This window comes from Clostridium acetireducens DSM 10703, assembly GCF_001758365.1.
Lineage (GTDB): Bacteria > Bacillota > Clostridia > Clostridiales > Clostridiaceae > Clostridium_C > Clostridium_C acetireducens.
Genome location: NZ_LZFO01000005.1, coordinates 1 through 25,906 on the forward strand (window position 1 = coordinate 1; position 25,906 = coordinate 25,906).

Genomic DNA, 25,906 nt, shown 5'->3' on the forward strand with positions numbered 1-25,906 from the left:
AAACCCAACCAGCTAAACCATAGAAATCTCACTGATGGAATGATACGCTTATTTACGGGTATAATCTCTACCGAGATGCCCTGGAGGAATCCATCTAACCTCTATTCAGGAGATATTATACAATGATCTACAAGTAAAGTTAAGTTTCCTTTCAGGTATTAAGATAGAAAACTATAAAATGAAACGACTAATTATCTGATAGGATTATTAATCAAATAAAGAATAATATTTTAAATTAGATTAGTAATGTTCGTTAGAAAATAAAGATGTTTTCTATCAAATGTTACAACTATATTATACGAGGAGGATAATTATTTATTTAGTCTTTTACTTTTATCTGGATATTTAAAGGCAATAGATATTATTCAAAATCAATTTGGATTTACAGTAGCTAAATTAGCAATTCCTAATAAAGAAATTAAAATTGTATATAGACAAGAGATAATGACACAAATATCAAAAGGTATAAATACTATGGAACAAATAAAAATATGGAGTTAGTTTTGTAGGTAAAGAGTTTTATATTTTATAAAATGCTGCATTTTTAGCATATTATTATGTTATGATAATAGTACAAACAACTTTCTAAATATTTCAAGATTATAGTAAAAAGGTGGTTACATTCCTAACATTTTTCATGGCATGACAAAAATGTCTGATGAAGATATTATAGAGCAAATTGTATTATTAGAAAACATTAATATGGCTAATATATCTAAACCTATGGTGCAAAAGGCTAAGAAAAAGGTTATAGGTGCAATTAATTATTTAGGTAAGGTAATAGGAAAAAATCCTGAAATAAAGGAACCTGATGTAAAAAATATATGGAATTTAATTGAAGAAAAAAGAAATGAATTAATGGGAACTTCTAGAGAAGAATTAGATAATAGAATAGTAGAAGTTTTAAAGAAAAAGGCTAAACTTACTTATGAAGAGCCGCCTTATGATATGCTTTCTGCAAAAATAATAGATGAAGCAGGGGAAGCTTTAAAAATTGATAAAAACCTAACTCCTGCTCAAAAGGCTGATAGTATACATAGAAGATTTTATGAAAGAATGTTAGCTAATACGCAAAAATATTTAAAGAAACAAGATAAAAAAGCAGCTAAAAAAAACAGAAAAAGCATTAGAAGACAGCTTAAAAACTATGAATGAATATCAAAAAGAACAAATAAGACAAGCGTTGGAAGTGGAAAGTTTAACTGGAAAAACCATACGTAGTGCATTACTGAAAGCAGGGGCACCTACAGCTATATTGGCAGCAATATCAGTTTCAGGTTTTGGGGCATTTGTGGCACTTACAACTATTATTCATGCAATATTTACAACTATACTGGGTATAACACTGCCTTTTGCAGTATATACAAGTGCTACATCTATACTTGGATTGTTAACAGGACCTATAGGAGGAATTTTAATATTTGGAATTGCTTCATATCAAATATTAAGCGGAAGTAGAAAATTAGATAGGGAATTATGTGCACAAGTTGTTTGGTGTTCAGTAACTTCTTATGGAAATCAATTTACCCCTAGAGATGAGGAAATGCCAAGTTATTTATATGGAAAAGAAAGAGAAATAGCGGAAAAAGAAAATATTATTAAAAATCTTATTGTAGAAAATAAAAAAGTAGATAAGGAAAATGAGCTTTTGCAACAAGAAAAAATATCAGTAGTGTAAAATCATACTGATAAATTAATTATTAGTAAATATATTTTTGAATTCACATTTGAGAATATACATATAGAAAATATGTGGATAACTTTATTTGACGAAATAATTAAAATATTAATTTAAAATAAAAGAGGATTTACGGAGTTTGTATAGAAGTAACCACCATAGGGAATTATTTTAGGTGTACATTGAGGTGCTAATATGCTTAATATTAAATATACAAAGGCAAAGTTTATTTTCAGGTTTACTAAAGATTCTATACTTCCCCAGTTTAAAAGTTCTGCTTTAAGAGGTGTATTAGGAAAAGCTTTAATAACTTTTAACTGTATAGGGGATGAAAACTGTAATAAGTGCTATTTTAAAAAAAGCTGTATAGTTCAAAATATAATGTCACATGGATTAAGAGAACAAGTAGAATTTGTACCTAAAAATACTTCTATTTCTTCTTTTGTCATTGAATGTGAAGATGAAAGAACTAATTTTAAAAAAGGAGATATTTTAGAATTTTACATAACTATTTTTGGTGATTCAATAGTGTTTTTCCCTCAATATTTATATGCTTTTCAAGCCATGGAAAATGTAGGCTTGGGGAGTTATAATGCTAAATATGAACTTGTCCAAGTAAGTAATGATATAGAAGAGCCAATTTTTTATGATAATGAATTTTTGAAATTTAATATAAAAATTAGGACTCTTGAAGAATATGTATCAAATAGATTTCAACAAATACCTGAAGTAAAAACTATAAACTTTACAACTCCTTTTAGAGTTTTAAAAAAGGGAAAACTAGTTAGAAAAATTAATTATAAAGATATAATTATTGCTTTATATAGGAGATTAATAATTTTAAATGCATTAGATGGTATAAAAGTGGATAATACTATTATAGATTTAGAAGGTAATATTGAAGAAGTAAATAGTGAATGGATTAATGTAAAAAGACATTCTAATAGACAAAAACAAGACATGAATTTTGGTGGAGTTACCGGAAAATTTATTTTACCTGAAAGTATTAATGAAATAAAAGAATATATTTTAGCAGGAGAAATAATACATATAGGTAAAAATACATCTTTTGGTTTAGGAAAATTCGAAATAGGTCTTTTTTAAAATAAATATAATTATTAAGTTGCAATGTTTTTGCAACTTTTTTTGTTTTACACAGGTGTTATTGCAAGAAGTTAATATAAATGGGCATAGTGGTAGTGTGAAAACAGGGAATACTTTTTAGGAATTAAATTTATATTTACTAAAAAATATTTTTTTCAAATAGGGTGTATAAATATATATTATCACATAATTTCAAAAAAATCAAAAAATTAACTAAAATAAATCCGTTTTATATTAAAAAACTTTCTACATAATTTACTATAAATTTTGCTTATATCATTCAAAATTTTGTTGATTTTTGTATGACGATTAGGGATTGACAATATGGGAAAGTTTATATATAATACCTATAAATAATATATATATATATATTTATTAAATTTGTAATTATTCTAGGCGACAGATATGTCGTATCACTTAAGACAAATATGTCGCATGACTCATGACAAATATGTCGTGTGGATAACTTTTCATACACAATCTGTGGGTAACTTATTTCGACAAAATGATTTTAATATAAAAATATTAATTTTTAAATAAAAGAGGATTTATGGGATTTGTATAGAAGTACTAATTAGGGGATTTTAGTATATGTTGGGGTGTAAATGTGATTAATTCTAAATAGCCAAAAGCAATATAGTGGATTTGCAGAAGTTGCTAAAAATTTATTTTACTTGAAAGTGTTAATAAAATTAAATAATATATTTTAGCAAGAAAATTATGCATGTAGTTAAAATACTTTTTGGTTTAGGAAAAATAACAAATGTGTAATTTTCTTAGAGTTTGAAATAGTTTTTTAAAAAACCCTAAAATGATTTTATACATAGGGGGTTTTTGAAAAATAGCTTTAAAGATATATAAATCAATGCTTAAACTATGATAAAACTTTTATACATCAATGTATAAAATATGATAGTATGTAAACTAAAAGCTAAATTTAAAAAGGTTTTGAAAAATGCTCTTGGAAGGCATTGATATAAGAGGCTTCCCAAGGGGTGCTGGTAGAAATGATATAACCATGATTGAATGGATTTTAAAAATTCTAAAAATATTAAAAAAGAAAAACTACTTATTAGCGTAGTTTTTCTTTTTTTGTGCATTTATATAGAATACAATTTTGCGAAATAAAATGGTATAAAGCGCATCGTAATATATGGATACAAACAAATTTAGGAGGATGGTAGAAAATGAGTTTATTAATTCCAGCAGTAAAAGCTATGATGAATCACAATTATGATATGGCACTTAAATATATTAGTAATGAGAGAAATGATGATACGTATGCTTTAGCAGTAGCAGCTTTATCTGAATTTTTCACAGGAAGATTTGAAGAAAGTTGTATACATTTTAAAAAGTTTTTGGAATTAAATAAAGAAGATAATATTGAATTATTGGATAATAACAAAGCTAAAAATATATTAAGTTTATTGCAAGATGTTGAGTGGCTATTACAAACACTTCCAGAGATAGATAACTTTCAAGAAGAGCAAAGTATTGAAATAAAAGACAATGTATTTGATGAAATAGAGGAATTAGATGATATATTATCTTTAGAAGAATCTGAATACAGGCATCAAAGGATAGAGCAATTATGGCAAGACATAAAAGATGGTACAAGTAATGAAAATGCATCAAATAAGGAAAAAGCCCATTATGTTTTTTTAGCAGCAATACTTCATAGTTGCATGGAAAATTTTGATGATCAGGATGCAATAAATAATTTATACTTAACAGCTATATCGTTAAATCCTAATAGAGCGTTGTATTATGGATATTTTACACAACACCTTATTTCACAAAAATTTAGTCCAATTTCTATTTCCTTTTTAGTATATAGAGCTATATTATTAGAACCTTCAAATCCAAGATGGCATTTAAACCAAGCAATTGCATTAAGTAAATTAATTAATATGGATTCAGAGTTTGTTTATCAAGTTAAATTTGAATTAGATAAGGCTTTAGAATTAGTTACAGATAATCAAGAAAAATTAAAAGAACTTATACTATTAGTAAGAGAGAATTTATACCTAGATTAAAGAAGCTGCAAACTATTGTAGCTTCTTTTAAAAATATACTATAGGAGTAAAAAATGAAAACATTATACATTATAGATCAAGGATGTAGTATAAAAAAAGATAATATTTCTTTTTTAATTTCTAAAAACGGTGTAAAGCTTACAACTATTCCAGTGTATAAAATTGAAAATATATTTATTTTTGGTAATCAACAAATAACCAGTCAAGCTTTAAACTTAGCTTTTAAGAATAATATAGATATATTATTTTTAACTATTAGTGGTGGATTTAAGGGAAAAATAAGTGGTAAATTTTCTAAAAATGTATATTTACGATTGGCCCAATATGACATATGGTCAAAGAAAAATATAAAGATTAATTACGCTAAAAGTATAATACGTAATAAAATAATTAGACAAAATTAGTTGTTAAAAAAATATAATATAAAAAATGATAAAATAGACTATTTTATAAATAAAGTTAATTATGCTAAAGAGATAAATGAAATTATGGGTATAGAAGGAGCGGCAGCTAGAATTTATTTTCAAAGTTTAACAAACTTAATTCCAGAGCCTTATGAGTTTAAAGGAAGAAATAAAAATCCACCAAAAGATGAAGTAAATGCTTTATTAAGTCTTACATATTCTATACTTAATAGTATTATACTGAGTGAAATAGAAAAGGTAGGATTAGATAGTTTTATAGGATTTTTGCATGGTATAAAGTATGGAAGAGAATCATTATCATTGGATTTACTAGAATTATATAGATCAAACTTTTGTGATGACTTTGTTTTAAAGTTATTAAGAAGAAAAGAAATAAGAATAACAGATTTTACAAAAAATAAAGATGGAATTCGTTTGAAACAAAATGCTTTTAGAAAATATATAAAGAAGTTTAATAAAAATTATGAAAAAATTGAAGAATATGTAGTTTTCTCTGATAATGTATATTCTTTTTTAAAAGGTAAACATGCTAAACAAGCTGTAGATAAAATTAATGATAATATAGAGAAATATAAATATTTTATTAAATGTGATATAAAAAGCTTTTTTCCATCTATTAATAAAGAAATTAGAAAATTATATAATAGATAGTAATTTGATAAAAAAAATTCAAGATATATTTTTAGAAGAAGAAAGGCTTGGAATAAAAGGTTTATCCTTAGGAAGTCCATTAAGTCCAATTTTATCTAATATTTATATGTGTGAATTTGATAAATATTTTCAAGGTTTAGAAGATATAATTTATGTAAGATTCGCAGATGATATGATGTTTTTAAGTAATGAGAATATACTATTACAAATAGAGAAGCAATTAAAAAACATTAATTTAAATATTTCTGAAGAAAAAACTTTTATAGGAAGTTATGGTGAAAGTATAAAATTTTTAGGATTTGATATAAAAAAAGAAAATTTCCAAACTGTATTATATCCAAAATATAATAGTCATAATAAATTAGAGAAAGTAAACAGTATTATTGAAAATTTCAATGAAGAAGATTTTATAAATATTTTAAAAGAAATAAGCATATATAATGATATTAAAGAAGAGGATATAGAAAAAATATTAAATTTAATAAAAGGTAAATTAGGTATAGTCTATGTAAATTTATTTAAATATATAGTTTTAAAGTATGATAAATATGATTTGATTGAGAATTTGTTAGAAAACAAAGAATTTGAAGGGGCCTATAAATTTGAAGATTTAATTTCTAAAGTAGATTCTAAAGATAAAGTATTAAAATGCTTTATGGATAGATTTATAATAAGAAAAGAAGAATATTATTTATGCAAAATGGAAGGAAAAAAAGAATATATAAAAATTAATGAACCTATAACAAAAGAATTAATATTAAAGCATTTTAAAGGAGCTATTAATATAGCTGTAAGATTAGATAAAGACAATAAAAGCAATATATTAGTTTTTGATGTAGATAGTAAGGATATTAATAAATCTAAGAAAGTAACAGAAGATTTAAAAGATGTGTTAAAAGAAGAAGGTTATGAATCTTATACAGAGTTTAGTGGCAAGAAGGGGTATCATTTATGGTGTTTTTTTAATGAATTTATAGAAGTTGAAAAAATTAATAACTTTGCAAAAAATGTATTAGAATTAATTTCAGTTGAAAAAGACGTAGAAATAGAAATAAGACCTAAATCTAATTTTATTGAAGAAACAGAAAATATAATAAAACTTTCAGAAGGATATCACCCTGAAACTATGAAAAAATGTGAATTTTTAAATTTTAAAGAGCCATTTTATATTTTTGAAAATACATTTACTTTTGATAATAAAGAAAAATTTTTAGATTTTATGGAACAAGTAAAATGTCAATTTCCTGAAGCTAATAAAATTATAGAAAATTGTATTGTAGTAAAAAACATTTTAGAAAAATCAATTTGTAAAAGTAGTATGAAACATTTTGAAAGGCTTATTATGCTTTGTATTTTTTACCATATAGAAAAAGGTGAAAACTTTTTGCATTTTATTATGGAAAACATGGAGAATTATAGTTATAATATAACTGAGAGGTACATATCAAATGCACCTGAAAAACCTATATCTTGTAGGAAAATAAGGGAGTATATAAGAGATACAGAATTTTCAATATATTGTAGTTGCAACTTTCAACTACAAAATGGTATGTATGAATCTCCTATAATATATGCAGATAAAGGGGAGTTTATAAAAAATTCTATAAACAATAATATAAAAGATAATATTGAAGAAATATTTAGATTAAAAGAAGAAAGAGAAAGAATTAATAAAAGAATAAAGAAACTTCAAAATAAAATAAATTCTATTTATAAAAGCTTAAATTGTAAACAGATAGATTTAGATATTGGAGTTCTAAAGAAAATAGAAAATGAAAATGAAGAAGATTATTGGGTAATAGAGCTTAAAATATAAAACCTCAAAATGATTTTATACATAGGGGGTTTTTGAAAAGTAGCTTTAAAGTTAGATAAATCAATACTTAAAGTATAATAAAAATTTTATACATCAATGTATAAAACATGATATTATGTAAACTAAAAGCTAAATTTAAAAAGGTTTTGTAAAATGCTCTTGGGAAGCATTGATATAAGCTGCTTCCCAAGGGGTGCTGTAGAAATGATATAACCATGATTGAATGGATTTTCACTCTTCTTCGTTTGTTTTTCTCATTGATGTAATTACATCTTGGTAGAAATGATATAACCATGATTGAATGGATTTTCACATGCTTTTTCTCCTTCTTTTTTAATAGCACATTTACTATAGTAGAAATGATATAACCATGATTGAATGGATTTTTAAATTTCTAAAAATGTTAAAAAAGAAAAACTACTTATTGTCGTAGTTTTTCTTTTTTTATGTACCATAAAATTTTACGAAATAAAATGGTATAGCTAACCATGTATATTTAACTTGAAAACAAGGTTAATACATGGAAGGTGATTGTTTAATGAAAAAAGATAAAATTAATAATATATTATACTTAAAGTCATATAATTCTTATTGGATTTATGATGACTGCATGAAAGTACACAATCCTGAGTTTGATGATTTTAGTAGTAAGATATTAAACTTTAAAAAGAGAGATAGACATGCTGTAGGTTTTTTTTATTCAGTCCTATTTAATATTTTTTCTGATTTGCCAGATAGAGAAAATATAGTTTTAGTAGCAGTGCCTTCTCATACTTCAGCAGGAGGATGTGGGAGTTTTGAAGAAGTTATAGATAAGTTATGTAATGCTCTAGGTTTTATAAATGGAAAGATGTGCTTAAAAAGAGTAGCAACAATACAAAAACTTTCTCATGGTGGTAGAAGGAACAAGAATATTCATATGCAAACAATCAAAGTTGATAAAATAAATATACTAAAGGGGAAAAAAGTAATTTTACTAGATGATGTTACAACTACTGGGAATTCAATGTTGGCATGTGAGGATTTATTAAGAGGTTTAGGAGTAAGTGGTATTTGTAAATTTGTTTTAGCTAAAACTAAGTCAAGACATAGAAAGGTGTCTAATATATAGGGGGAACTTTAAATGGTTAATTTCATTATAGATATGCTTTGCATACCTGGAATAGGTAAAAGAACTTTAGAAAAAGTTATTCAAGTTGCTGGTTTTGAACCAACTAATATAGACGAAATTATAGATGTATTTATAGAGGCTAAGTATAAGTATAAAAGGATTAAGATTCCTGAGAGATATGAAATAGAAAAAGCAAAAATTCAAGGGGAGAATATAAGAAAAAAAGCTTATGATAAAAACATAAATATAATATCTTTTAAAGATAAAGGATTTCCTGAAAGCTTAAAATGCATTCCAGATTTCCCTGTATTGTTATATTATAAAGGAAATTTAGAAGCTATAAATAATACTTCAATAGCTATAGTAGGTACTAGAAATCCAACAATTCATGGTGAAAAAGTGGCAGGAAGACTTGGAGAAATTTTTGGAAAAAGAGGATTTACAGTAGTTACTGGTTTAGCTTTAGGTTGTGATACTTTTGCTAATTTAGGATCTTTGAAAGTAAATGGGCTAAATGTAGTTTCTCTTCCTTGTGGAATAGATAGTATTTATCCTAAAGAAAATGAAAAATTAGCTTATGATATTATTGAAAAAGGCGGATGTATTATAAGTGAATATCCACCAGGAGAAAATGCTAAAAGAAATTATTTTGTGGAGAGAGATAGGCTTCAAAGTGGATTGAGTAAAGTGGTTGTAGTAGTCGAAACAGATTTAAAAGGTGGAACTATGCATACTGCTAAATTTGCTTTAGAGCAAGAAAGGAAATTATATGTTTATGTGCCTCCATATAAGAATAGAACACTTGATATAGTGTCTGGTAATATAGAGCTTTTAAAAGATAATAGAGTAAAGTCCTTGGAAAATAAGAATGATATTGAAAATATAGAGAAAGTTTTATTAGAGTATGATTATTCTAATTTTCATAAACAAGAATTTAAACAAGTTAATTTTGAATTCATATAAGAAGCGATTATTTAAATAGTTAATTAATTTGGTAAACTTTAGATTTAAGACTTTTAATTATTGTTAATAATTAAAGCAGTAATTAAGAGTCTTTTTAGTAAAAAAATATACGTATTTGTAATATTTTAGTCCTTTTATTTATAATTTATCCTGAAAGTTTAAATTTGATTTAAATATAAATAATATGTAATTAAGGAAGGATTATGAAGTTTGTTGAAGAATTATTAATATATTAGGTTTAATTTATAGATTTTGTAACTTATTTGAAAAACATTGTTTTTTATAACATAGGAGGGTTAAAAATGGGTAAAAAGTTTTTAAGTGTGCTAGGAACAGGTAGGTATAAAGATTGCAACTATGTATATGGAGAAGAAAAAAATAAAACTAGATTTGTGCAAGAAGCTTTAATAAAGACATTTTGTTCTAATTGGACTAAAGAAGATAAAGCAATAATATTTTTAACTAAAGATGCAAGAAAAATAAATTGGGAAAATAATAAAGAAAAAGGATTGAGAGATACTTTAAAAGATTTAAAGAATTTTAGCTTATCGGTACAGGATGTATCAATAGTTGATGGAAAAAATACAGAAGAAATATGGAAAATATATGATAACATTTTTAATGTTATTGAAGAAGGCGATGAAATAATTTTTGATATAACCCATGGTTTTAGATCAATACCTATGCTTGTTCTTGTAATACTTAATTATGCAAAAGTTATTAAAAATATAAAACTTAAAGGAATTTATTATGGAGCTTTTGAAGCTAGAGATGAAAATACTAATCCACCAACTACTCCTATATTTGAACTTACAGAATTTGATGAACTTTTAGAATGGACACAAGCAGTAAACATATTTTTAAAGTATGGAAATAGTAAAGAAATAACAAAAGTATCTATGAAAAATTTACAGGAAAAATTAAGAAAAAATGTGGATGGTTCAAGACAAACAAAGCAATTTATTGATAGATTAAATGATTTTACTAATTGTGTATATACTTGCAGAGGAAAATTAATAGAAAATGTAAAAAATAATAATAAAAAATCTATAGCTTGTGCTTATAAAAATATGGAAGGAGCTTTAGAACCTATATTGGACAATGAATCTAAAGTTATAAAACCATTAACACCGCTATTTAAGAAAATTCAAAAAAGAACTTTTGATTTTAAAAATAATGATAATGTATCTACTGGATTAGCAGTAGTTAAATGGAGTATTGATAATAACTTGATTCAACAAGCATATACAGCATTAGAAGAAACTATAAAAACTTATGTTTGTAGTAAATTTAATTTAGATGATTCTAATTATGAAAATCGAGAAAAGTTAGTTAATAAAGCTATTAAATTAAAATTTCAAGAAAAGCCAGAAAGTGAATGGCAAATTGATGAGAAATACAGAGAAGGCATTAAAAAAATAATAGATAGTTTAGATGAAAGTATTATTAAGTTAGCAGATAAAATAAGTCAAGCAAGGAATGATATTAATCATTTTGGATTTAGCAAGAAAGTTAAAGATTATGAAACTTTAAGTAAAGACATAGAAAAATATTACGAGGAATTTAAAGAATACGTTGAAACTAACATATAAATTTAATTTTTAGGAGGTCAATATGACGAAAGATAAAACCATAATAGCCACAGTAGGTACTTCAATTTTTTCTAATCAAACTAGAAAAGAATATAATGAAGATTATATAAACTTCAAAAATATTTATAATGAAGGAAATTTTAAAGAAGAAGCTGATTTTAGTTTAATAAAAAGTTATGTACTTTCAAAAATTAAAAATGCTAAAGGTTTTAAAAAAATGTCTGCTGAAATTAAAAGTTTAAGTAAAATAGGAATAACTAAAAATGATTCTATATATTTACTTTCTACTGATACAAATAACGGATTATTAGCAAGTGAAATATTGAAAGAATTTTTCCAGGATAAATTTAATTGTAAAGTATATATAGAAAGAATAGAAGGACTTCAAGTAAATAATGCTAAATTATTTGAAAAGGTTGCTGTAAAAAAACTTTTAGAAATAATTGTAGAAATAGTAAATAATAATAACTATTCTAAAGAAATTATTTTTAATCCTACTGGTGGATTTAAAGGAGTAGTACCTTACATAACTTTGGCTGGAATGATATATAAAAAGAAAATAACTTATATATTTGAAAATACAGAAGGACTTATAACCCTTCCACCTATACCTGTAGAATTTGATTTTAACCCTATAGAGGACCATGAAGATAAATTTAACTATTTATATAATAATCAAATAGTGAGTAAAAAAGAGTTTTTTAAAGGTATAGAATTTGATAAAAGAGATACTTATTATCAATTTATAGAAAGTGATGAGGATAATTATGTAACTTTTTCTGCTATAGGAGAGTTATTATATAATAAATATTTAAGTACTAAAAATAAACCTTATATATTGATTTATGAAAAAGTATTTAATGATTTAAAAAAACTTAATGATTCTAATAAAATTAGTTGTATAAAAAACTTATTTAAAAAACTTTTAGATCCAAATTTAAGAAAAAACAATTTACATGATAAGCCAGAGGATACAATTACAGATTTGCAAATATTTAAAGAAAGTAATACTAGTCCTAGAGCATTTTATTACATGGAAAATGATATAGTTAAAGTTTGTTTGGTAGAGTTAGATCATGATAAATATGAATTAAAATTAAAGAAAACAGTATATAAAAATAATTTTAGAGAAGATAACTTTATAAAATGGGATGACTTTGATTAATATAGATCAGGAGTGATACTTTTGAAAGATATACAGTACTGTATATTAGATATTAAAGTAGTAATGGAAGAGGATAGTAAATTATCAAAGCATAAGTCATTAATGCTTGCAGGAGCACTAATCAATGAAGTAAGTAAGGTATATTGTGTAAATAATAATAATTGTACAAGTTGTTTCCAGTTTAAAAATTGTTTTATACAGAAAATACTAGGAGGAAATTATAAAGGAAATTTACCAGTTATAGTTCAAAGTGAAAGCATTTATTCTAATATCTGTATAGTATGTGATGAATATAATACAAATTATAAAAAGGGAGATACATTAAAATTCAGCATATATTTATATAATGATGCTAACTTTTTTTCTAGTCAATTAATTTATTTTATAGAACTTATGGGGGAAAAAGGTATAGGAAAAAATAGATGTAAATTTAAATTAGATGAAATTCTAAATGATGAGTGTAAAGTAATTTATAAAGAAAATCAGTTTTTTGAAGAAAATTTACAACCTTATTCTATAAAAAAATATATAGATAAAAGATTAAATCAGATTAACGGTGTTAATAAATTGGTTTTTGTATCTCCATTTTATACAGAATATTTTGAATTGTTCAATGCAAGTAGTTTTAATTCTGCTATTATATCCTATTGCATAGCTAAACGTTTGAATAGTTTAAATGCTTTAGAAAAAGAAGATGTAAAAAAACTGAAAAATTTAGAGTTAGAAAAAAATTTAATAAATAGATATGATTTTAAACTAACAACAAGAAAATATCCTTTAAAAAAACTAAGTAAAAGTATAAAAATATATAGTTATAATAAAGAATGTTGCACTTTAAAGTTGCCTCAAGTTTGTAAATTTAATTACTATATTAAAAGTTTTTTAGGAAATGTAGAGTTTCATTCAAAAATAAAACAATATGTCAATTATTTAATAGCTGGTGAGAAACTTTTAATAGGCTGTAGAAATCTTATAGGCTTTGGAAAATATGTATTAAAGGAGGATAGGTTAAATGAGTAAAGAAGATAATTTTCTAGAAGCTCTTTATCCTAAGTCAATGGCTAAAAAGGAATTTCAAGCACATTTAAAGGAATTAAAAGAGTTTTTGTTAAATAATAAACTTCCTAAAAACATTAAGGGAATTAGTAATATGAACAATGAAGAAATTTTTGAGCATTATGGATACATACCATATTATTTTAAATCAGAGGTAAAATTTGCTCCTAGCATAAAAGATGTTTTAAATATGTATACATTAATTCAGTATTTAATAAATGAATTGAATAATGAAATAAATAATAAAGAAGTTTTTCGCAAAGAAGTATATTTAAAATTTTTTTCTAAAGAAACAGATGATACAAAAAAATTTTTATATCAATCAGTTAATGGTGATAAAAATAAAGAATTATTTAAAGATATACAAGTGGATTTAGTAAAAGGATCTATATATAAAATTAAACAGTATTTTTTAGAAAATAATAAAATAAAAGATATAAGAGGGGCTAGTAGTATAATTGATGCTTTAAATAAAGATTATACTTTAGATTATTTAGAGAAAAATTATATAAAAGAATGCTCACTTTATTGCGGAGGAGGAAATGTATTTTTATTAGTACCTAAGGGCAAGGGAAAATTGGTATGTGAAGATTTAGAAAAAGAATATACAAAAGTAGCTTTAACAGTTAAAAATGCATTTGAATGGACTAGTTGTTCTTTAAATGAATTTTTTATGGACTATAGTAATCAAGCAAGAAAAGCTAATAACAAATTAGAAGAAAGAAAAAAAATTAAAGTTTATCCAATAAATCCAGACAACGATTTAAAAAATATTAACATAAAAAACGAAAATATAAAAATTGATTTTAAAAATAAAACTAAGAGCAAAAATGTATGCAAGTTATGTGGAATAAGAGATGCAGTATACGTAATAGATTCTCCTAATGGTGATATAGAAGTTTGCCCTTCTTGTTTGAGAAAAAACAAGGTGGGAAGAAATAAAGCACAATTTTTTGATGAATTTGAAAGATATTTAAATATAACCATGAAAAATAAAAATAATATAAAAAACATAACAGATGTTTCAGATTCTCAAAATTATTCTGCTGTAGTTTATGCAGATGGAAATAACATGGGAAATGTAATAAGAAAAATTAAAAATCCATTTCAACAAATGTATTTTAGTAGGATTTTAGATAGAACTACCAAAATATGTGTCTATAAATCTATATATGATGTAATGGGAGAACAAGCTAAGTTTGAAGCTATAGCACTAGGTGGAGACGATATATTTATAATACTTCCGGCAAATGTTTCACTTGATATATCTACTAAAATAATTGAAAAGTTTGATAAAGCATTTGATAATAAAATGACTATGTCTGTAGGAGTATGTATTTCTAAAGACAGTACTCCTATACAAAATATGTTTAAAATAAGTCAAAGTTGCTTAAAAAATGCTAAAAAATATTTAAGAAAAAATAAAGAAATAAATGAGGGCACTATAGATGTAATAATTATGGAAGGCATAAGTAATGTAGATTTGCAAAACAGAAAAAGCTGTTTTCCTATGAGTTGCAATCAAACTAAAAAAGCTATTGAGATAATAAGAAAAATGAAGAGAGATAGTAAAAATATAAAAATAAGTCAAATATACAAATTAAAATATGCGTATAACAATATGACAGAAAAGGAATTTCAACTTTTTTATCTATATCAACAAGCTAGGCACTCTAATGCATATACAAAGTACATTAATGAAATGTTTAATGTAAAAGAAGGATATTTTGCAGGACTTATACTTACTAAAGATGAAAAAGGACAAGAAAAAGTAATCTCTCCATGGAATGATATAGTAATCCTTTGGGATTATACAGAAGGAGTGATAAAAAATGCATAAATGCAAATACATGATAAAGTTAAATTTTAAATCTCCTTTTAATATAAATACAGGAGAAGGAGAAAATGATTTTATAAATAAATATACTGTTAAGCTAAGAGGAAAGCCATATATACCTGGAAGTACAATAAAAGGGAAAATAAAAAGTAATTTTTATAAAATAAGTGATTTTAAACATAAAGATAATAATGAAAGTTGTAACTGTCCAATGTGTAAATTATTTGGGAAGTCAGGAAATAGTCCTTCTAAAATATGTGTAGATAATTTTGAAACTAAAGAAGAAAGTAAAATAAGCATAAAAACTTCAAATTCTATAGATAGATTTAGAAAAGTATCAAAAGATGGAGCATTATTTACAGAAGAACAGTGTTATAATAAAGAATTTTTAGGAGAGGTATCTATTGTTTTTGATGAAGAAACTAAAATATATAAAGAAGAATTAGAGATGGCAATTAAAATGATAGATTTTATAGGCGGAAGTAAAAGTAGAGGAAGCGGAAATGTAGAGGTTTCTTTTGAGGAGGTGAAGTAATTGAAAATCAAATTAAATTTTAAATCTCCTTTTATAACTGGAGGAATAAAACTTACCAATAATTATATTGAAAGTATGGATTACATAAAAGGTAATGTAGTAAGAGCTGCTTTTGCTAAGTTTATACTAGAAAATTGTAGTGAGTTTAAAGAGGAAGAAGAGATTATAGTAGATGGTGTTAAAAGAAAAAATTGGGTTACTTTTAGAGATGGAAAGAGATGTAAGAAATGTTTATATAAGAATTTATGTAAAAAGTTTAGTACTATGAAGTTTTCGTTTTTTTATCCTGAAGGAGTTCAAATTATACCTATAACTGCCATGAGGTGTAAGGAAAATGAAGAACATGGATTTATAGATTGTCTGATTGATGAAAAGGTTTGTAAAAAATGTCCTGATGGAAATGGAAGAGTAGAAGGTGTTACTGGATACTTAAAAAATAATGAAGATTATAATGTGAAAAAAATGTTTTTAACTAAGAATCAAATAGATAAATATACTGAAACATCAAAAGATGGTAGACTGTACTCTTTAGTATGTGTAAGCGAAACAGAAAGTAATGCAACTAAGGAAAATAGTAAAAACATATTTGAAGGTTATATAGAAGGAATAGAACAAGATGATATAAAAAATATAGATGAATTAAGATTAGGTTCATATATATCTATTGGATTTGGAAAGTGTAGTTTAATATGTTGTAAAAAAGAAAATGTTAAGAAAGATAAAATTGTAAAACGTATGAAAGATTTTAGTAGTAAATACAGTAAATTTCAGGATAAAAAAGATAGTTTAAATTATGTTTGTATAAAATTTATTTCAGATACTAAAATGAATTTTCAATTAAGTGAAAATTATATAACTACTGAAGAGTATATGAAAAAGTGGAAAGAGGCTTTAAAAATTAATGAGGAATATGAAATAGAAAAAGTTTTTGCAGAAACATTCAATTTTAGAGGATACGACATGTCTAAGATAAGTGAGGATAAAAGAGAAGAAACTTGTGTTATGGTTAAAAAAGGCAGTGTAATTGTATTTAAAACACAAAAAGCCTTTGAAGACATATATAATGATTTTTCAACTATTAAGGGATTTGGTTTAGAAAATGAGAATGGTTTTGGAGATTATGAATTTTATTTTGGACAAGTATTTTAGTTTATTTTGGAGGTGTTATTATGAATAATGAAAATAAAGATAATAAAAAATTAAAAGATGAATTAATAGCTTATGTAGATGAAATATTTAAAGATGAAGATTTTTGGCTTAATAAAGATAATAAGCTTGGAAAAAAGGGAAAGGAATTAAAAGAAGGCGGAGGAGTAGGAAGTACTAATATTAGAGGATTAGCTAATACAGCTTTAAATGCAGATTCATATAAAGAATTTAAACTTTACATGCAATATAAAACAGCAAAATGTAATGGATGGGAAATGGAATTTAAAAATAATGAAAAACTTGGAGATGTTATAGTATTCTATTTAGAGAAAATATATAGTAACGCTAATAAAGATGATAAAATAGCTCTAAAAAATATAAGTCAATTTTTTGGTTACTTTTATTGGAAAAAGAAAGTTATAGAATCGCTTAATGAGAAAAAGAAAAAAAAGTGAATCAATTAATTTTTTTATAAGTATTAAAAATATATGTTAATTAATAAATTACAAAAGTAAATAAAAGGGGTGACATAATGCTTTTAGAAAAGTTTAAAAATAAATATTTAATTAAAGGTACTCTTATAGCATTATCTCCTATTCATATAGGAGCGGGAAATAAAGATTTCGATCCACTTCAAGTAGATAATACAGTAATAAGAGATGTATATGGAAATCCTTATATTCCTGGAAGTTCTTTAAAGGGAGTTTTAAGAAGTTTCATGGAAGCATTAATAAATAGTGGAATATACTCTAATTTTAAAACATGTATTATAATTGATAAACCTTGTATATCTAATAAATATGTAAATGAATTAAAAGTAAAATATCCTAGAAATAACGAAGAAAGGGATAAAAAAATTGCTATAGATATATATAAAAAAATGTGCGATGTGTGTAAAATATTTGGGTGTAATTTTTTTGCATCTAAGCTAAAAATATCTGATTGTACTTTAAAAGATGAAAAAGCATATATAGAAAAAAGAGATGGAGTAGTAATAGATAGAGATTCTGGGACATCTTTAAATGGTAGAAAATATGATTTTGAGCAAGTAGCTATGGGAACTAAATTTAATTTTAATATGGTAATAGATAATTTGGATGATGATCATGAGGAATTATTAAAAATAATAATAAAAGTTTTAGAAAATGGAGATTTACAAATAGGAGGAAAAACTTCAGTAGGTCTTGGAAAAATTAAACTTGAAGACATGGAGAGTTATAAAATTACTAAAGAAAATTTAAAAGAATATTTACTTTCAGGATTAAAAGATGAAATGAGGTGGAAAAATGTTCAGTAATTTAATTAATGAAGCACAAATTGAATGTATATTAGAAACTAGAAGTCCTCTTTTCATAAAGTCAGGAGAAGAAGATCCATTAAATCCAACAGCAGCAGATGATTCATATATTGCCTTTTATAAAGAAGGAAAGATGATTCCAGTAATTCCAGGCACAGGATTAAAGGGAGTTTTTAGAAGTAGAGCAGAAGTATTTCTTAAAAAATATGGTATATGTAATATTTTTTCATACAATAATAGTTGTGGTAAAAAAATTGCTGATAAACAAAAAAAGAATAAAAATATTACAGGTATAGATAAATATGATTTAAGTTGTGCTGTTTGCAAACTTTTTGGTTCACAAGGATTGAAAAGCAGAATAAGTTTTGAAGATTTCTATCCTATAGAAAATCCTGTAATTGGAAAAAGAAAAGGTGTAGCCATAGATAGGATTTCAGGAGCGGCAAGGAAGGGAGCTTTTTATGATTTTGAATATGTAGAGTATGGTAAATTTAAAGGTAAAATAAAAATTAAAAACTTTTTTCCATGGAATTTAAAATTAATATTATTAATATTAGAAGATATTAATGAAGGATTTGTCACCTTAGGAGGAGTTACTTCAAAAGGATTTGGACAAATGGAAGTTAAAGATATAAATATGAAAATAAGATATTATGATAAATCTAAAAATAATGGAAAATATGAAGATAAAGGATTTTATATTGAAAGAAAAATAGATGAAAAAGAAGTTAAAAATATATTTTCTAAAATAAAAATAGATGAAACAGAGGTTAAAACTCAAGGAAGTGATTTAAAAAATGGAAAAGTACTTTAAATTTATTCCTTTTATAAATTGTGAAAGTTATGAAATAGAGGGGAATAATTCAGGGAAAATAAATATAACTGTAAAAACTTTAACACCAGTTCATATATCTTCAGGAGCTTATGATACTAAAGATAATAAAACTATATATTCAAGTTTTATTAGAAATAATGGTGAATTAATAATTCCTGGTACAAGCTTTAAAGGATGTATAAGAAATATAGCTGAAGCCTTATCTCGTAGTTGCATGACTAAATCTAAAAATATATACGAAAATAAGATACCAGTTTCAAAAAGAGAACCTAAATATAGTAGATGCATTATATGTAATATGTTTGGAGCTATGGGATATAAAAGCAGAATACAATTTAGTGATTTAAAACTTAGTAAATCCACTTCAAAAAATAAAACAGAAATAATAAAACTACCTAAATCTTTTACTCCTAATCCTAATTCAAAGGATTATTTAAATGATGACGGAAAATATAAAGGTTATAAATTTTATATGCATGGTATAAATGGAGTGCAACTAAAAGGGGATATTCCTTATGAATTTGTTCCAAAAGGAACAGAGTTTCAAGGACAAATAATATTTAAAGAATTAACAGATGAACAAGTTCAACTTTTATGTTTTTCTTTAGGTATTACTGGAGATATACATCCTAAAATAGGCTTTGGAAAGTCTTATCTATATGGAAGTATAGAAGTTACTGCTGAAAGTCATTGGGTGAAAAAAGGAAATGATTATAAAAATATAGATGACAAAGATATAAAAACAAATATAGATAAAATAATAGAAGTATTGAACTTTGAAAATGCTGTAAAAAATATTTAACTATGCTTATTAAGTGAGGTGATAACTTGAAAAAATCTAAAAAAGAATTATTTGAAGTCATTGAAACTGTTGCTGAAGAATTAAAAGGAAAAGGGTCTTCAGAATATATAAGTTTTATTCACAATATGTTAGAAGTTTCAAATAAAAAGAATACTGATGAAAATAAAGTATTAAATAATTTTTATGAAATTCTTTATAATATTAAAAATTCTAATATTGAAGTATTAGGTGGAGGAAAAGCACTTAAAGAAAATTATAACTATTTTATAGATGATTTTTTGGAAATAAAAAAGAACAATAATTCTTATTACATGAATAATAAAACTTTAAATGATTTATCAGTTGAAGAATTGGAATTTGTTATAGCATGGGTTAGAAGGTTTGGAAAGTTATTAGATAGTAATAATAAGAAACCTGCTAAATCAACTAATAAAGGGAAATCAAAAAAACCAGGAAAAAACTCCAATAAGAAAACAAAAAATCATGAGAATGTATATTCAGAAGGAAATAGTGGATTTAATATTATGGCAGATTCTTTTGCCAAAGCAGGTTTTAAAAAATAAAAAATATATATAGTATTTACAAAAATCAAAATTATTTAAAACTCTTAACTTTTTCTTATAAACTATTAACTAAAAAAGATTGCATGGCAATCTTTTTTTATTTTGCGAAATAAAACGGTTCTTTAAACATATTAATATATAATTAAAATTCCATAAAAGGAGGAAAACTATGGCTTTAATTTATCCTAAATTTGATTTGATTTATTCATCAAATCAAACTCCTACTGCAGGCGAAATATGTTTATTGAACTTTTTATATAAAAATTTAGATGATAGTTATGAAATATATTATCAACCATTAATAAATGGAGATAATCCAGATATAATACTAATGAGAAAAAACAGTGGTATTTTAATAATAGAAGTAAAGGATTGGAATTTGAATAGTTATACATTAGATGAACAAGGAAACTTTATTGTAAATAAAGAATGTTGCATTGTAAAATCTCCTTTTAAACAAGTAAATGAGTATAAAAACAAAATATATTCTCTTCATAGTGTAGAACTTTTAAATAAATTAATAGAAGATAAAAGAGCCTATGGTATTGTTAAATGTGCAGTTTATTTTCACAATGAAACAGAAAAGCATTTACGCAGTTTTTTAGGGGAAAAGGCAAATAAGATTTATAAAAATAATGGAATATTAACAAGAGATAAATTAAATCGAGAAAATTTATATTCTTTATTGAATAGATTTTATTTAACTAAAAGAAGTTATCTTTTTACTGAAAAAATATATAAAGATATAAAAAGATATTTGTTGCCACCTATGCATAAATATGAAGATGGAAAACACATTAATTATACTGCTAGACAAAAGCAGCTTATAAAAAGCAATGTTTCAAATCAAAAAATAAAGGGAGTAGCAGGTTCGGGGAAAACTCTTATATTAGCAAGGAGAGCAGTAGAAGCATATAAAAGGACAAAAGGTAAAGTTCTCATTTTAACTTTTAATATTACTTTGAGAAATTATATTCACGATAGGTTAAGTGAAGTTAGAGAAGATTTTTCTTGGGGAAATTTTGTTATAGACAATTATCATAATTTTATTAGAACTGTACTTAATAATGTAGGTGTGCCTATTAATATCCCTAGAATTTCAAACAAAAAAGAACTAAATAAATATTTAGAAGAAAAGTATTTTTCAAACATAGGTTTATTTAAGGAAAGTAAAGATAGTATTGGAAGATATAGTGCTATTTTTATAGATGAAGTACAAGACTATAAGAAAGTCTGGTTAGATATAATTAAAGAATATTTTTTAAATGATAATGGGGAATATGTTTTGTTTGGTGATGAAAAACAAAATATATATGAAAGAGACTTGGAGGAAGATAAAAAACCTAAAACCAATATACCAGGTCGTTGGAAAAGTTTAAATGAATCTTTTAGACTTAAGACTAATATAGCTACACTAGCTATGGAATTTCAAAAAAATTATTTCAAAGGTAAATATTACATTGATGATATGAAAAAAGTATCCATTCAAACTACTTTAGGAGATATATGTCACAATATAGAATATATGTACTTAGAAAATGAAGATAAAGAAAACTTAGAAAAAATGGTTAATCAATGTTATAGTATTTTCCAAGAATACTCTATACATCCTAACGATATATGCTTTACTTGTGGAAAAATAGAACTTCTACGAGAAGTAGACTATATTATAAGAAATACTAAGAAAGAAGAAACAGAAACTATATTTGAGTCTAAAGAAGAATATGAAAAGTTAGAAAGTGAAAAGCGAAAGAATCTCTTAGATAAAATAAGAAGAAGCAGAAAGTATAATTTTTGGATGAATAGAGGTACAGTTAAATTATGTACTATACACAGTTTTAAAGGATGGGAAGTTAAAACATTAGTGCTTATTATTGATTCAGATACTAATTTAAGAGATGAATTAATTTATACAGGAATTACTAGAGCTATGGATTATCTTTTAATAGTAAACATGGGAAATGAAAAGTATCATAATTTTTTTACAAGTAAAGTTTAGAATATATAATTTTATGATCAACTATTTTAATATAAAAAGACTATTGATAATTACACTTTATCAATAGTCTTTTTACAAATTTTAAAATTGTGCTACAAATTTAAATTATATGTTATAATATTTTGTAATACTAAAAGTATTTTCATTAAGGGGGATTAAATGGCAAATAAATCTACTGATGAGAAAGTTACATATTTTAAAAATAGGATATTAAGCTTTATATTAAATCATCCAGGAGAATATGGAGCAAAAGATATTGGAGATATATTTGGCTTTACTAAAAGAAGGATACAAGATTATGTAAAATATTATAATTCTATTGGCTTTTATATAAGATCTAAAAAAGGAAAATACAATGTATTAAAGTTACCATATAATTACAAAACTATTAAAGATTCATTAAATATTACATCTATAAAAAAAGCAATTTTATATGAAAACTTAAAAGAATTCAATAAAGAAAAAATAAATAAAAGCAATTTTATAAATTATGTAATTCAAAATAAAATTTGTGATGTTGAAACTGAAAAGTATGCTAATAAATTACTTTATTCTTTAAAAAAAGATGGATATATAAATATGGAAAACAATTATATATTTATAGATAAAAATCCACTAGATGTATTAAATAAAGATGAAATTTTAAGTTTATTAATTTATATAAATGTTATGAAAAATATATATCCTAGAAGAGTAGAACTTCATAGCATTTTTTTAAAATTATTAGTGAAATTTGAAAAACTAGGAGGTGAATTTAATAATAATATTATTATTTATCCTCACAAACATAACATAAGTGCTTTTGATGAAAGAATACTACAAACCATAGATAAAGCTATATATGAAAAAAGAAAAATAAATTTTATTTATAAAACATATAAAAGCTATGAAACTATTGAAGAAATTCCATTAGGATTAGTTTATAATCATTGGAAGGATTTATGGTACATGCTTTGTAGTAATGATAGACTTTATAGGTTAGATAGAATAGTTTATATAGAAATAGGGGATAAACTTAAATACTTACCTGATTTCAACAAGGATTTATTAAGTAAAAGTTTTGGAGCATCTATGGAAAAGGTTACTTCTGTAGAGATACATTTTGATAAGGAGGATTTTATTTTTAGAAAGTTAAAAGTGTACTCATCTATAAGGAAAACTGCTTCAATAGAAGAAAAAAGTGATAAATATATTTTAAGAGATGAAGTTTGTGGAGTTCGAGAAATAGAAAAATGGGTAAGAAGTTTTGGAAAAAGTGCAAAGTGTATTAAACCTTTAAAATTAAAAGATAGAATTTCAAAAGACATAGAACTTTTAAAGGAAAGGTATGGAATTAATGAATAGTTTAAATAATTTGTATAGAGTTATTAACTTTATTGGCAAGGATGATGAATCTAAAACTTTTAAAGAGATATGTGAAAATTTAAGTATATCTAAAGAAGATTTATTTGATATTTTGGACAAACTTTTGCAATATAAAGATTTTAATAAGGTAGATATTTTAATAACGGACAGGGAAAATACTAAAAGGGAAATATTTGATGTTGAAGATATGAAAGAAAATACAGAGAATTTAGATTTTATGGTTTTCTGTACTTCAGAATACTTAGATAAAATAAATGTACTTAATAATACAGAAATATGGGTATTATATGATTTTTTAAAAACCTGTAATAATAGTTTTATTGAAAATGCTGCTAGTAAAATTATTAAATTTTATGAAAACAGTAAATATGAAGATTTCTATAAAATCATTAAAAATAGAAGAGTAATTAAACAATATTTAGATATATTTGAGTTAGATGAAAAAATATTGTTAGACCTTTATAAAGCTATTAACCATAACCAGTGTATAAAAATAAATTTAAATAATGGTAGCATAATTTATGATGTATCCCCCATAAAAGTATTTTTTGATGATGATACTAATAATTGGTATTTACATTATGGTAAAAGAAAAAGAGATTATTTAATTAAAATTAATAAAGTAAAATCAATACAAAAGTGTCCTAATTCCTATAAAAAAATAAGTAAGAATAATTATACTTGGGGGTTTTCTAAGCATACTACTATTGTAAAAGTAAGAATATATAATGAGAAAAATGCTATAGAAATAGCTCATAGATACCTTTTGAAAAAGGATATATTAAAGATTGATAGATTTAATAATTACTTAGAATATACAATAAAAATAGGAGATGAAAATCTTTTTTTAAGATGGGCAAGAAGCCTTGGTGCTCAGTTAGTTATTTTAAAGCCAGATTTTCTTAGAAAAAGAATTATAGAAGATATATTAAAATGGGAAAAATTAAATAGCGAATTATAACTTTGCGAAATAAAATGTATCTCCTTTTGTAGTATATTGAATATGTTGAATATATTTATAACTAAGGGAGAGATTTAATGATTAAATTAAAAAGAGGACCTATTGTTTATTGTATCAATGATAAAAAATTACCTAAAAGAGTTATAGATGGATTACTAAAGGAATTTAAAAAACTAGGAAAAATCAAATATGAAAATGTAAGGAAATATAATATATTAATTCAGTATATATAATATAGAAGGTGTTTTAATGAAAAATATGTTTTTATTATTTTCTCATACTCTTACAGAAGAACAAGTAAAAGATGCAAAAGAAAATTTTGGAATAAAAGAATTTATATATTTACCTAAAGAGCTTCAAAAAATGTGGTCAAATGTGCCAATTGAAGAATATTCATATAACTACGAAAAGCCTTTTATAAATTTTTTAGAAAATAATGCTACTGAAGAAGATTTAGTACTTATAGAAGGGGAATATGGTATTACTTTTAAAATAGTAAATTGGTGTTTAAATAATAATTTAAAAGCTGTATATTCCTGCACTAAAAGGGAATTTAGAAGCAACTGTTTAAGTGATGGCAAAATTCAGAATGTGCATTTTTTTAAACATATTAGATTTAAAGTGTATGAATTTTAATTTTATGATAAAAATAGCAAAAACAAAATGAAAATACTTTTAGATAACTATCCTAATATAAAAGGAAATTTTGAAAATTGCTTTAATAATGAGTATTTAGATTTAGATAAATTAAAAGATAAGTTTACTTATATGTATGTATAATAAAAGATTATATAAACAGATTAACTATTTTAATTACATATGGTATAATATACATGGAAGTTAATTTATGCTATGCAAAAACCTCAAAATGATTTTATACATAGAGGGTTTTTGAAAACAGGGATAAGGGCAGGAAAATCAATACCTGAAGCTAGATAAAAATTTTATACATTAATGTATAAAACA

At 24.1% G+C, this 25,906-nt stretch carries 23 protein-coding genes and 1 pseudogene; all 24 read left to right on the plus strand.

The window, feature by feature from the left end:
• Positions 1-651: 651 nt before the first annotated feature.
• The 24 genes and pseudogenes from CLOACE_RS02245 (at position 652) to csx20 (ending at position 25,576) form a co-directional block, all read left to right on the plus strand.
• Positions 652-1,155, plus strand: coding sequence for a hypothetical protein (locus CLOACE_RS02245; protein ID WP_070109421.1), 504 nt, complete (start codon positions 652-654; stop codon positions 1,153-1,155).
• The gene (locus CLOACE_RS02250) at positions 1,148-1,678 is read left to right on the plus strand and encodes a hypothetical protein (protein WP_070109422.1); all 531 of its coding nucleotides are present in this window, start codon (positions 1,148-1,150) and stop codon (positions 1,676-1,678) included. Before CLOACE_RS02245 ends, CLOACE_RS02250 begins: the two co-directional genes overlap by 8 nt.
• Before the next feature lie 195 nt (positions 1,679-1,873).
• On the plus strand, positions 1,874-2,782 hold the full coding sequence (gene cas6 / locus CLOACE_RS02255) for a CRISPR system precrRNA processing endoribonuclease RAMP protein Cas6 (RefSeq protein ID WP_070109423.1): 909 nt from the start codon (positions 1,874-1,876) through the stop codon (positions 2,780-2,782).
• A gap of 1,187 nt (positions 2,783-3,969) precedes the next feature.
• Positions 3,970-4,818 carry a hypothetical protein gene (locus CLOACE_RS02260; protein ID WP_070109424.1) on the plus strand — a complete coding sequence of 283 codons (849 nt, stop codon included), beginning with the start codon at positions 3,970-3,972 and terminating at the stop codon, positions 4,816-4,818.
• 53 nt (positions 4,819-4,871) lie between these two features.
• Positions 4,872-5,894 (plus strand): annotated as a pseudogene (gene cas1 / locus CLOACE_RS02270) (CRISPR-associated endonuclease Cas1).
• Between the two features lie 4 nt (positions 5,895-5,898).
• A complete protein-coding gene (gene ligD, locus CLOACE_RS02275) occupies positions 5,899-7,710 on the plus strand; it encodes a non-homologous end-joining DNA ligase LigD (RefSeq protein WP_070109427.1) in 1,812 nt (603 codons plus the stop codon).
• 538 nt (positions 7,711-8,248) lie between these two features.
• Positions 8,249-8,821 carry a ComF family protein gene (locus CLOACE_RS02280; RefSeq protein WP_070109428.1) on the plus strand — a complete coding sequence of 191 codons (573 nt, stop codon included), beginning with the start codon at positions 8,249-8,251 and terminating at the stop codon, positions 8,819-8,821.
• 12 nt (positions 8,822-8,833) lie between these two features.
• Entirely contained in the window at positions 8,834-9,784 is a 951-nt protein-coding gene (dprA, locus tag CLOACE_RS02285) for a DNA-processing protein DprA (protein WP_070109429.1), read from the plus strand.
• Between the two features lie 302 nt (positions 9,785-10,086).
• On the plus strand, positions 10,087-11,376 hold the full coding sequence (csx2, locus tag CLOACE_RS02290) for a TIGR02221 family CRISPR-associated protein (RefSeq protein ID WP_070109430.1): 1,290 nt from the start codon (positions 10,087-10,089) through the stop codon (positions 11,374-11,376).
• A gap of 22 nt (positions 11,377-11,398) precedes the next feature.
• Complete coding sequence (locus tag CLOACE_RS02295; protein WP_070109431.1) at positions 11,399-12,541, plus strand: putative CRISPR-associated protein; 1,143 nt, start codon at positions 11,399-11,401, stop codon at positions 12,539-12,541.
• A 21-nt stretch (positions 12,542-12,562) separates the two neighbouring features.
• Entirely contained in the window at positions 12,563-13,561 is a 999-nt protein-coding gene (locus tag CLOACE_RS02300; RefSeq protein ID WP_070109432.1) for a hypothetical protein, read from the plus strand.
• Positions 13,554-15,437 carry a Cas10/Cmr2 second palm domain-containing protein gene (locus CLOACE_RS02305; protein ID WP_070109433.1) on the plus strand — a complete coding sequence of 628 codons (1,884 nt, stop codon included), beginning with the start codon at positions 13,554-13,556 and terminating at the stop codon, positions 15,435-15,437. Before CLOACE_RS02300 ends, CLOACE_RS02305 begins: the two co-directional genes overlap by 8 nt.
• Positions 15,430-15,969: an RAMP superfamily CRISPR-associated protein gene (locus CLOACE_RS11900; protein ID WP_070109434.1), complete on the plus strand. Its 540-nt coding sequence runs from the start codon at positions 15,430-15,432 to the stop codon at positions 15,967-15,969. Before CLOACE_RS02305 ends, CLOACE_RS11900 begins: the two co-directional genes overlap by 8 nt.
• Positions 15,970-17,118: a hypothetical protein gene (locus tag CLOACE_RS02315; protein ID WP_070109435.1), complete on the plus strand. Its 1,149-nt coding sequence runs from the start codon at positions 15,970-15,972 to the stop codon at positions 17,116-17,118. It begins immediately after the preceding gene.
• A gap of 20 nt (positions 17,119-17,138) precedes the next feature.
• Positions 17,139-17,573 (plus strand): hypothetical protein, encoded by a 435-nt coding sequence (locus CLOACE_RS02320; RefSeq protein WP_070109436.1) that lies wholly within the window; start codon positions 17,139-17,141, stop codon positions 17,571-17,573.
• A 77-nt stretch (positions 17,574-17,650) separates the two neighbouring features.
• On the plus strand, positions 17,651-18,415 hold the full coding sequence (csx7, locus tag CLOACE_RS02325) for a type III CRISPR-associated RAMP protein Csx7 (protein ID WP_070109437.1): 765 nt from the start codon (positions 17,651-17,653) through the stop codon (positions 18,413-18,415).
• Positions 18,405-19,229: a type III CRISPR-associated RAMP protein Csx7 gene (csx7, locus tag CLOACE_RS02330; protein ID WP_070109438.1), complete on the plus strand. Its 825-nt coding sequence runs from the start codon at positions 18,405-18,407 to the stop codon at positions 19,227-19,229. Before csx7 (CLOACE_RS02325) ends, csx7 (CLOACE_RS02330) begins: the two co-directional genes overlap by 11 nt.
• Positions 19,213-20,052: an RAMP superfamily CRISPR-associated protein gene (locus CLOACE_RS02335; protein WP_070109439.1), complete on the plus strand. Its 840-nt coding sequence runs from the start codon at positions 19,213-19,215 to the stop codon at positions 20,050-20,052. The genes csx7 (CLOACE_RS02330) and CLOACE_RS02335 overlap by 17 nt, the downstream gene beginning before the upstream one ends.
• A 26-nt stretch (positions 20,053-20,078) precedes the next feature.
• Positions 20,079-20,615, plus strand: a complete 537-nt coding sequence (locus CLOACE_RS02340; protein WP_070109440.1) for a hypothetical protein — start codon at positions 20,079-20,081, stop codon at positions 20,613-20,615.
• A 169-nt stretch (positions 20,616-20,784) separates the two neighbouring features.
• Positions 20,785-22,614 carry an NERD domain-containing protein gene (locus CLOACE_RS02345; RefSeq protein WP_070109441.1) on the plus strand — a complete coding sequence of 610 codons (1,830 nt, stop codon included), beginning with the start codon at positions 20,785-20,787 and terminating at the stop codon, positions 22,612-22,614.
• 159 nt (positions 22,615-22,773) lie between these two features.
• Positions 22,774-23,958, plus strand: a complete 1,185-nt coding sequence (locus CLOACE_RS02350; protein WP_070109442.1) for a helix-turn-helix transcriptional regulator — start codon at positions 22,774-22,776, stop codon at positions 23,956-23,958.
• Complete coding sequence (locus tag CLOACE_RS02355; protein ID WP_070109443.1) at positions 23,942-24,940, plus strand: WYL domain-containing protein; 999 nt, start codon at positions 23,942-23,944, stop codon at positions 24,938-24,940. Before CLOACE_RS02350 ends, CLOACE_RS02355 begins: the two co-directional genes overlap by 17 nt.
• 77 nt (positions 24,941-25,017) lie before the next feature.
• Positions 25,018-25,173, plus strand: coding sequence for a hypothetical protein (locus CLOACE_RS11720; protein ID WP_175429425.1), 156 nt, complete (start codon positions 25,018-25,020; stop codon positions 25,171-25,173).
• A gap of 16 nt (positions 25,174-25,189) precedes the next feature.
• Positions 25,190-25,576, plus strand: a complete 387-nt coding sequence (gene csx20 / locus CLOACE_RS02360) for a CRISPR-associated protein Csx20 (RefSeq protein WP_070109444.1) — start codon at positions 25,190-25,192, stop codon at positions 25,574-25,576.
• Positions 25,577-25,906 lie beyond the last annotated feature (330 nt).